Origin of the sequence: Actinomadura sp. 7K507 (assembly GCF_004348425.1) — a bacterium.
Lineage (GTDB): Bacteria > Actinomycetota > Actinomycetes > Streptosporangiales > Streptosporangiaceae > Spirillospora.
Map to the genome: position 1 here is coordinate 1 of NZ_SMKK01000310.1, position 9,238 is coordinate 9,238.

Sequence of the window (9,238 nt, forward strand, 5' to 3'; positions counted from 1 at the left end):
ACCGGAGGTGGGAGCGGGCGGGCAGGTCGGAGGACGAGAAGGTCGTCTCCGCGGAGAAGCCGTCGTGGTGCCCGATCTCGCCGCCCGGCGGGACGGTGAAGCACGGCCATGGGATCGGGAAGCCGATGTTGGCCTGCATGCCGTGGACGAAGGTCCCGTCGTTGAGGCGGCCGGACGTCCAGAGCCAAGACACCTTCCACCAGTCGCGCTCGCCCCAGCTGTGGTCGCGTTCGCCGTGGGCGTCGATCGCGATGGTCTCGCCGCCGAGCGTGACGGTGCCGGAGACGGTGCAGGGGATCTCGTAGCGCGGAAGGTCCTTGTAGGGGTAGACGCCGCTGACGGTGTCCCATCGCAGGTCGAAGGCGAGGCGGGTCGTTTCGGCGTTGGCGGCGTCGCCGTACGCGGACGTGGGGTCCGGGAGGATCGACGCGGTCCCGTCCACGGTGACGTGCGCCGGGCCGAAGGGCTCGGTGATCCGCTGGGTTCCCGTGTAGGTCCCGGTGCGGACGTCGGCGGAGCCGGGCTCGGGGAGCGGCGCGTGGTTGTCGCCGATGATCACCAGGGGGCGGCCGGGGCCGACCAGGGCGGCCCAGTACCAGGCGCGGTCCCAGTTGGGGTACAGGCCGAGGCGCACGTAGCCGGCGAGGGAGCCGTCGGGGGTGGCGAAGTCGAAGTAGTAGGACTCGTTCCACAGGAGTTCGGGGCCGGGTTCGTGCCGCGCCTCGTCCGCCGGCGTCAGGGTCCACGTACCGTGTTCGACGATCTTCGCCATGGGCGTCCCCTCCCTGATTCCGAATCCGATTCTGGAATCGGCTGTGATCCTAACCCGCCGCCGGATCTTCGGGGAGTGTTCGCGGCCGGATCGCCCCGGATTCATCCTGCGCACGTCATGATCATCTGGTTGGTCGCCGCTGGGAGGGGCGTTGCGCATGGTGCGGGGGACCGTGGCCGGACGCGGGATGGCCGGACGTGGGGTGGCCGGACTCGTGGTGAGCGGACTCGTCGCGGCCGGGCTCGTGGTGGGGGGAGCCGCCGCGGCGCGGGCGGACGGGCCGCGCCCGCCGGACGTGGACGGCGCCGGGTCGGGTGAGCGGCCGGACGCGCGGGCGCTGGCCCTGCCCCCGTCCAGCACGGTCGGGAAGCTGCGGTTCACGTCGGCCGAGCGGCTCGCGCCCGGGGTGGTGGCCAGGACGTTCGAGACGTCCGGGGTCGGGGGCCCGGTGCTCGGCAACCTGCTGGACGTCGACCTGCGCAGCCCGGGGGTCCGCGTGGGCCTGCTGCATCCGCCGAAGGTGGCGGCACGGCGGACGGTGCCGTCGATGGCGGACGCGCAGCGGGCGCTGGCCGGGGTGAACGGAGATTTCTTCAACATCAGCGAGACCCGTCCGGGGGTCGTGCCGACCGGCTCGTCGTCCGGCCCGGAGGTGGACGCGGGCCGTCCGCTCAAGGGGGCGGTACCGGACGGGCAGCGGTTCGGCCCGGCGCTGCCGCCCGGGACGTCCGCCAAGGACGTCATCGGGATCGGCACCGACCGGCGCGCACGCCTGGGACGGCTCCACCTGACCGGGACCATCCGCTCGAAGCGCACCACGATCGGCCTGCGCGGGCTCAACCAGTACGCGCTGCCGGTCGGGAGCGCGGGCGCGTTCACCCGCGACTGGGGCAGCGTGTCGCGGCTGCGCGCCGTCTGCGGGACCGACACCGCCCGCAACGGCCCGTGCAGCACGAACACCGCCGAGGTGGCCGTCAGGCGCGGCGTGGTCACCAGGGTGCGGGACAGGGTCGGCGCGGGCGCGATACCGCGTGACACGACCGTGCTGGTCGGACGGGAGAAGGGCGCGAACGCGCTGCGCGAGCTGCGTCCCGGCGACCGGGTGAAGGTGAGTTACCGCTTCACCGGGCCGAAGCGGTTCCGGTTCGCCGTGGGCGGGTTCCCCATCCTCCGGGACGGTGAGCCGCTGGACGGTGTGAGCCCGCGGGGCCCGGAGCCGCGGACGGCCGCCGGGGTCAGCCGCGACGGCCGCCGCATGTTCCTCGTCGTCGCCGACGGCCGGTCGGACAGGAGCGGCGGCGTGACCCTCGCCGAGCTGGCATCGCTCCTGGACAAGGCGGGGGCGGACGCCGCCGTCAACCTGGACGGCGGCGGGTCGTCGACGTTCGTCGCGCGCGGCCGGGGCGAGGAGTCGGTGACCGTCCGCAACGAGCCCTCGGACGGGACGGAACGCGCCGTGGCGAACGGGATCGGAGTCTTCGCCGCCGCCCGCCGCCCCTGAGCCGGACAGCCCGCCGTCCCTGGCCGGACGGCTATCTCGCAGGGGGCGGCGGCCCATGCGGCGGCCCATGCGGCGGCCCGGGAGGCGGCCCCTGCGGCCACGCACCGGGCGGAGGCGGCGGCGGAGGCATGGCGCCGGGATGCCCGTACGGGCCGGGCGGCGGGGGCCGCCATCCCGGAGGCGGCGGCATGGGGCCACCGGGAGCGGGGCCTGACATCGGAGCCATCGGGGCCATCGGGGCCATCGGGGCCGCGGGCATGGCGGCGGCGCGGCGCAGCCCGTCCCGGGTCTGGACGGCGAACTGGGTGTAGGGGTGCTCCGGGCCGAGGAGGGCACCGGTCTCCTGGAGGACGGCCTCGGCGTGGCGGGCGGCACCGGCCGGGTCCAGGACCCCGATCGCCTGGACCCCGGCGATCCGGTGCAGCTGCCGGTGTTCGGGGTCGTCGGCGAGGGCCCGCTCGGAGCCGTCCCGGAAGATCCGCGCGGCGTCCATGGCGCGCTGCGGTTCGCCGACCGCGGCGTACATCTCGACGAGGTCGAGCCACAGTGTCAGCACGGCCGGGTTCTCGGGCCCGAGCCGGCGCTCTCCGGAGGCCAGCAGGCGCTGCTGGTCGGCGATGACGTCGCGGGTGACGGCGTGCCGCGCCCGCCGCTCGATCCGGCTCGACGCGGCCAGCAGGTCCCCGACCGGGCTCGGCCGGACGGCGGCGCCCGCCGCGATGACCGCGATCGCGCCGAGCAGCGCGAGCAGGAGGCCGATGCCGGGCCCGATGTCCAGGCGGGTGCCGTCGGAGCCGGCCACGTCCCCGGCCTCGACGGCGTCCAGCAGGCACCAGAGCGCGGCCAGGACACCGGCGGTCAGCAGCGTGCCCCGCTGCCACCGGCGGACGCCGGACAGCATCGCACCGGCCGCCGCGAGTGCCACCGCGCCGGCGACGAGGGTCGTCAGCGCGTCACCTCCGGCGAGGCCGAGCCGCGAGCCCAGCGTCGCCACGCCGTCCGGCCCCTCCCCGGAGCCGTAGACCAGCCGTCCCGCGTCGGGACCGGACGCCCACGGCAGCAGCGAGCCCAGCAGCAGCGCCGCGGCGCCGCCGAGGCCGGTCAGCGCGGCGATCCCATTGCGTCCCCTGATGTTCGCGAGCGCCGCGTTCACGAGGGCAGCCTCACCAGTTCGGCGGTGGCGGTGGACTGCGTGAGCTGCAGGATCACGAACACCATCAGCACCGCCAGCGGGATCAGGACGAACCGCAGCCAGCGCATCCGGGTCCCGCGCATCCGCATCGCGATCAGCGTCAGCCCGCCCGGTACCAGCAGGATCAGCGTCGTCACCGACAGCGCGTAGCGGGCGATGCCGTCGCCGGGCGCGGGGAACAGCGGCGCCAGCAGCGAGTCGTGCGCGAGCCACTGCGCACCCGCGACCATCCCGGACACCACGAAATAGACGGCCACCACCGGGACGGACACCAGGACGGCGGCCCAGAACCAGCCGTCGTCGACCGGCCGCGGCCCCTGCCCGCGAGCCGCCTCCGCGTACTCGGCGCGCATCTTGTCCTGGTGGTTCATGAAGTCGATGTGCGCGTCGCGGGTCGGGCCGTCCCGCAAGGTGTTGACCATCGGTTACCTCCCTGTCCGAGCGGCCTGGATCGAGCGTGCCAGCCGGTTGGCGCCGGCCCGGCGGAGCACACCGGTGACGATCCACGCGGCGACGCCGGCCAGCGCGAGCACACCACCCAGCGCGACCATCCCGACGCGGGTCTTCCCCTCGGGTTCCTGTCCCATCGCGATCGCCGTCGCGCCCCGCTCCCCCACCCGGGCGCGGTAGGTCCCGGGGGCCAACCGCGCTTCCCCGACCGCCCGGCCGGTGCGGGTGGCGCCGTCCATCGTGATCCGGTAGTCGGACGCGGTCGACGGACGGACCCGCACTGTGCGTCCAGAGGCGTTGGTCAGCCGCACCTCGCCCAGCCGGGGCAGCGGGTTCCGCAGCACCCTGGGCAGCGGATCCCCGACCTTGGTCTCCATCCAGATGACATAGGTGCCCGCGGTCTCGACCTTGAGTTCGGCCGCGCGTGCGTCCCCTCGCGCGTATCCGGCCGCCGCGTCCATCCGGTCGGTGTGCACCGTGTATCCGACGATGTAGGCGAGCAGCAGCCCCACCGTCCATAGTCCCGCCCCGACCAGATACCACCACGATGGTGGCCCGAGCCGCATGAACGGCCTGCTCGTTGCTACCGACCCCACGAAGACCTCCCCCGCCCACGATGAATTTGACGATTCACCCGAGGGGCGGGTCAATGACGACGGCACGAACCAGGCCGGATTCAGGACACGCGTCCGGAGATCATCCCCCTCAGGGACCAGGGTCCCGGCCCGGCCGGGACGCCGCCCCGGGCCGTTTCGGCGCAGCGGGCCGTTTCGGCGCGGCAGGTCCCGGATGGTGGGACACCGCGGACACGGCGGGCGGGCGGGGCGGCTACCCTACCAAACAGTTGTTAGAAAGAAGGGCGGCGTTGGATGGATCTTGAGTTCGGGGCGGCGGACGAGGAGTTCCGCGCCGAGGTGCGGAGGTGGCTGCGCGAGCATGTCCCGGCCGAGCCGCTGCCGTCACTGGAGACCGAGGAGGGGTTCGCGGCCCACCGGGAGTGGGAGCGGGCGCTCGGCGGGGCACGGCTCGGGGTCGTGTCGTGGCCCGAGGAGTACGGCGGCCGCGGCGTCTCGGTGCTGCAGTGGCTGGTCTTCGAGGAGGAGTACTACGCGGCGGGCGCGCCGGGGCGGGTCAGCCAGAACGGCATCAACCTGCTCGCGCCGACGCTGCTGAAGCACGGCACGCCCGAGCAGCTCGCGCGGATCCTGCCGCCGATGGCCGCCGGGGAGGTGATCTGGGCGCAGGCGTGGTCGGAGCCCGGCGCGGGCAGCGACCTCGCGGCGCTGCGCTCGACCGCCACGCGGACGGACGGCGGCTGGCTGCTGAACGGCCAGAAGACGTGGAGTTCGCGGGCCGCGTTCGCCGACCGGGGTTTCGGGCTGTTCCGGTCCGACCCGGAGTCGGTGCGGCACAAGGGCCTCACGTACCTGATGTTCCCGCTGGACGCCGAGGGCGTGACGGTCCGCCCGATCGGGCGGCTGGACGGCAAGCCCGCGTTCGCCGAGCTGTTCCTCGACCAGGTCTTCGTCCCCGACGAGGACGTCATCGGGGAGGCCGGGGAGGGCTGGCGCGTCGCGATGGCCACGGCCGGGAACGAGCGGGGGCTGACGCTGCGGAGCCCTGGGCGGTTCACGGCGGCGGCCGAGCGGCTCGTCGAGCTGTGGAAGGAGCGCGCCGACCCGACCGACACCGCGCTGCGGGACCGCGTCGCCGACATCTGGATCAGGTCGCGGGCGTACCGGCTCAAGGGCTTCGAGACGATCTCGCGCAGCGACGACATCGGGGCCGAGTCGAGCCTCAACAAGGTCTACTGGTCGGAGCTGGACGTGGCGCTGCACGAGACGGCCCTCGACCTGCTCGGCCCGGACGGCGAGCTGGAGTCGGAGTGGCTGGAGAACTACGTGTTCTCGCTCGCCGGCCCGATCTACGCGGGCACCAACGAGATCCAGCGCAACGTGATCGCCGAGCGGCTGCTCGGCCTGCCGAGGGGGTCCCGGTGAAGTTCGTTCTCTCCGCCGAGCAGCGGATGTTCGGTGAGACGCTGCGCAAGCTGCTCGCCGAGTCGGGCACGCCGAAGACCGTCCGCGCCTGGGCCGGCGGGGACGCCGCGCCGGGGCGGGCACTGTGGTCGTCGGTCGCCGAGGCCGGGGTGTTCGCGGTGGCCGTCCCCGAGTCGCACGGCGGCGCCGGGCTGCTGCCGGTCGAGCTGGCCGTCGCCGCGGAGGAGCTGGGACGCGCCGCCGCGCCGGGGCCCTTCGTCGAGACGCTCGCCGCCGCCGAGCTGCTGGGCGACTCCACCTGGCTCTCCCGGATCGCGGAAGGGGACGCGGTCGTGTCGATGGCCGTCCCGCACGCGCTGGACGCCGACATCGCCGACCTGGTGATCACCGCGGACGGCACCGAGGTCCGGGCCGGGGAGCGGCTGACGTCCCTCGACCCCGCCAGGCGGCTCTTCAGCGTCGAAGGGGGCGGCGGCTTCACCGGCTTCGGGGCGCTGCTGTGCGCGGCGCAGCAGGTCGGGATCGGCCAGGCGCTGCTGGACGTGTCCGTGGAGTACGCCACGACGCGGCAGCAGTTCGGCCGCCCGATCGGCGAGTACCAGGCGATCAAGCATCACCTGTCGAGCGCGATGGTCGAGCTGGAGTTCGCCCGCCCGCTGGTCTACGGAGCGGCGCTCTCCTACGGGACGCCGGACTTCGCGCGGGACGTGTCCGCCGCGAAGGTCGCCGCGTCGGAGGCGTCCTACGGGGTGGCGAAGACCGCCCTCCAGGTGCACGGCGCGATCGGCTACACCGACGAGTACGACCCGTCCCTGTGGATCCGCAAGGCGCGGGCCCTGTACTCGGCGTGGGGCTCGACGTCCGAGCACAGAGCGCGGGTCATGGCCGCCCTTTGAACAGGGCCGCCCTTTGAGCAGGGCCGCTCCTTAAGCGGGGCCCTGCTCCCTGAGCTCCACGCGGCGGACCTTGCCGGACGCGGTCTTCGGGAGGTCGTCCACGAAGACGACCTCCCGGGGCACCTTGAAGTTCGCGAGCAGTTCCCGGCAGTGCGCGACCAGCTCCTCGGCCGTGGCCCGCTGCTCCGGACGCAGCCGGACATAGGCGCGGCCGACCTCGCCCATGCGGGCGTCGGGGATCCCGACGACGCCGGACTCGGCGACGGCTTCATGCCGCGCGAGGACGTCCTCGACCTCGGCCGGGTACACGTTGAACCCGCCGACGACGAACATCTCCTTGCTCCGCCCGGTGATGGTGAGGTTGCCGCGCTCGTCCAGCCGTCCCCGGTCGCCGGTGTCGAGCCAGCCGTCGCGGACGGTCTCGGCCGTCGCCTCGGGGTCGTCCAGGTAGCCCGACATCACGTTGTAGCCGCGGACGAGGACCTCGCCGTCCGTTCCCGCCGGGACCCGCTCGCCCTTCTCGTCCACGATGGCGACCTCGACGTCGGCGATGGGCCTGCCGCAGGTGGTGGCGATGGTCTCGTCATCGTCGTCCACCGAGCAGGCGGACACGGTGCCGGACGACTCGGTCAGCCCGTACGCGGTGACGACCTGGGGGAACAGCTCGGTCCTGATCCGCCGCACCAGCGCCACCGGCACGTCCGCCGCCCCGGTGACGGCCAGCCGCAGGGACGACAGGTCGTGCGCGTCCCGGCCCGGGGCGTCCAGCAGCGAGGTGTAGATCGTCGGCGGGCCGGGCAGGACGGTGATCTTCTCCTGCTCGATCATCCGCAGCGTCTCGGGGACGTCGAAGGTGCGCTGGAGCACCATCGTGGCGCCCTTCAGCAGGCACGTCAGCACGCCCGCCTTGTAGCCGAAGGAGTGGAACATCGGGTTGACGATGAGGTACCGGTCACCGGCTCTGAGACCCGTCCGCGCCGTCCACGCCTCATAGGTGCGGACGTTCTGCTCGTGCGTGCACATGACGCCTTTGGGCCGCCCGGTCGTCCCGGACGTGAACAGGATGTCGGCGACGTCGCCGGGCCCGACGGCCGCCGCGCGGGCATCGGCCTCCTCCCCCGGGACGGACTTGCCGGCGAACTCGTCCCAGGTGACGACGCCCGGCCGCGCCGGCCCGTTGAACGTGACGACGGCCTGCAGCTCGGGCAGCCCGGGGATCGTGCCCGACTCGTCCATGCCGAGCATGCCGGGATAGTCGATGCCGAGGAAGCCGTCCTCGACGAACAGGACCTTCACCCGCGCCTTGGAGAGCGGCCACCGGGCCTCGTCGCCCTTGAAGCGCGTGTTGAGCGGCACGAGCGTCGCCCCGGCGCCCATGGCGCCCAGCACGGTGACGATCCACGACAGGCTGTTCGGCGCCCAGATCGCGATGGAGTCGCCGGGCCGGACACCGCCGCCGACGAAGGCGCCGGTGGCCTCGCGCACCCGCTCCCGCAGCTCCGCGTAGGTCACCCGGGCGTCCCCGTCGACCACCGCCTCCGCGTCCGGAGACCCCTCTGCGGCCCGCGCCAGCACCCCCGGAATCGTCAGCTCGCTCATAACCCCCCATAGTGACGGCAGCCGCACCGCACTGGCCATCGCATCCCGCTCATCGAGAGCGGCTTGCGGGGGATAACCCCATTGTTCTCGTCCTCGCCGCGCTCCTACGGTCACTCCGGGTAGTGCCATTGATCGCGGAAGCACGGAGCGATCGGGTCAGCACGGATCGATCGCGTCAGCACGGTGGGGGCCGGAGCGCGGATGAACGGGTGGCGAGTCGAGGGTTTCGACGAGGTCGGAGAGCTGGGCGCGGGCGCGCAGGGACGGGTCGTGCTCGCCGTCCCGGAAGGCCGGCACGGCGGCGGGCAGGTGGCGATCAAGTACCTGGCGCCGGCGCTGCTGGGCGACGAGCGGAGCGTGGAGGTGTTCCGGCGGGAGGCCGGGACCCTCGCCAGGGTCGCCGACCCGCATGTGGCCCGGCTGTTCCGGTACGTGGAGAGCCCGCAGGGCGCCGCGATCGTGATGGAGGCGGTCGAGGGCGCGTCACTGCGCGAGGTGCTGGACGGAAGCGACGGGACGCTGTCCCCGGAAGCCGCGCTCGTCGTCCTCAAAGGCTCGCTGCTCGGGCTGGCCGCGGCGCACGCGGTCGGGGTCGTGCACCGCGACTACAAGCCGGCCAACGTGGTCGTCCAACCGGAGGGCGGCAGCAAGCTCATCGACTTCGGCATCGCGGTGCTGTCCGGGCAGAGTTCCCGCGCGGGCACGCCGGCCTACATGGCGCCGGAGCAGTGGGAGGGGAGTCCCGCCTCACCCGCGACCGACCTCTACGCCGCGATGCTGGGCTCGTTCGCCGCCGAGGGAGCGGCGCCCACCGCACCCGCCGTGTCC

At 73.6% G+C, this 9,238-nt stretch carries 9 protein-coding genes; 4 read left to right on the top strand and 5 right to left on the bottom strand.

Annotation, left to right across the window (positions count from 1 at the left end; translation table 11 throughout):
- The coding region (locus tag E1285_RS40515; protein ID WP_132159910.1) for a hypothetical protein at window positions 1-772 on the bottom strand (772 nt) is incomplete at its 3' end.
- Between the two features lie 157 nt (window positions 773-929).
- Between E1285_RS40515 and E1285_RS40520 the strand changes: the two genes are divergently transcribed.
- Complete coding sequence (locus tag E1285_RS40520) at window positions 930-2,273, top strand: phosphodiester glycosidase family protein (RefSeq protein WP_207947184.1); 1,344 nt, start codon at window positions 930-932, stop codon at window positions 2,271-2,273.
- Window positions 2,274-2,304: 31 nt separating this feature from the next.
- Here E1285_RS40520 and E1285_RS40525 read toward each other — a convergent pair whose 3' ends face one another.
- Genes E1285_RS40525 through E1285_RS40535 form a run of 3 tightly spaced genes read right to left on the bottom strand, consistent with a single transcriptional unit; the run spans window position 2,305 to window position 4,511 of the window.
- Window positions 2,305-3,426, bottom strand: a complete 1,122-nt coding sequence (locus E1285_RS40525; protein ID WP_132159911.1) for a hypothetical protein — start codon at window positions 3,424-3,426, stop codon at window positions 2,305-2,307.
- Window positions 3,423-3,887 (bottom strand): hypothetical protein, encoded by a 465-nt coding sequence (locus E1285_RS40530; protein ID WP_132159912.1) that lies wholly within the window; start codon window positions 3,885-3,887, stop codon window positions 3,423-3,425. Before E1285_RS40530 ends, E1285_RS40525 begins: the two co-directional genes overlap by 4 nt.
- A 3-nt stretch (window positions 3,888-3,890) precedes the next feature.
- Complete coding sequence (locus E1285_RS40535) at window positions 3,891-4,511, bottom strand: hypothetical protein (RefSeq protein WP_132159913.1); 621 nt, start codon at window positions 4,509-4,511, stop codon at window positions 3,891-3,893.
- Window positions 4,512-4,784: 273 nt separating this feature from the next.
- Here E1285_RS40535 and E1285_RS40540 point away from each other — a divergent pair, with 273 nt between their 5' ends.
- A complete protein-coding gene (locus tag E1285_RS40540; protein ID WP_132159914.1) occupies window positions 4,785-5,915 on the top strand; it encodes an acyl-CoA dehydrogenase family protein in 1,131 nt (376 codons plus the stop codon).
- A complete protein-coding gene (locus E1285_RS40545) occupies window positions 5,912-6,811 on the top strand; it encodes an acyl-CoA dehydrogenase family protein (RefSeq protein WP_132159915.1) in 900 nt (299 codons plus the stop codon). Before E1285_RS40540 ends, E1285_RS40545 begins: the two co-directional genes overlap by 4 nt.
- A 30-nt stretch (window positions 6,812-6,841) precedes the next feature.
- On the opposite strand, the gene E1285_RS40550 is transcribed toward E1285_RS40545, so the two are convergent.
- Window positions 6,842-8,410, bottom strand: a complete 1,569-nt coding sequence (locus E1285_RS40550) for a FadD3 family acyl-CoA ligase (RefSeq protein ID WP_132159916.1) — start codon at window positions 8,408-8,410, stop codon at window positions 6,842-6,844.
- A 201-nt stretch (window positions 8,411-8,611) separates the two neighbouring features.
- Between E1285_RS40550 and E1285_RS40555 the strand changes: the two genes are divergently transcribed.
- The coding region (locus E1285_RS40555) for a serine/threonine-protein kinase (RefSeq protein ID WP_132159917.1) at window positions 8,612-9,238 on the top strand (627 nt) is incomplete at its 3' end.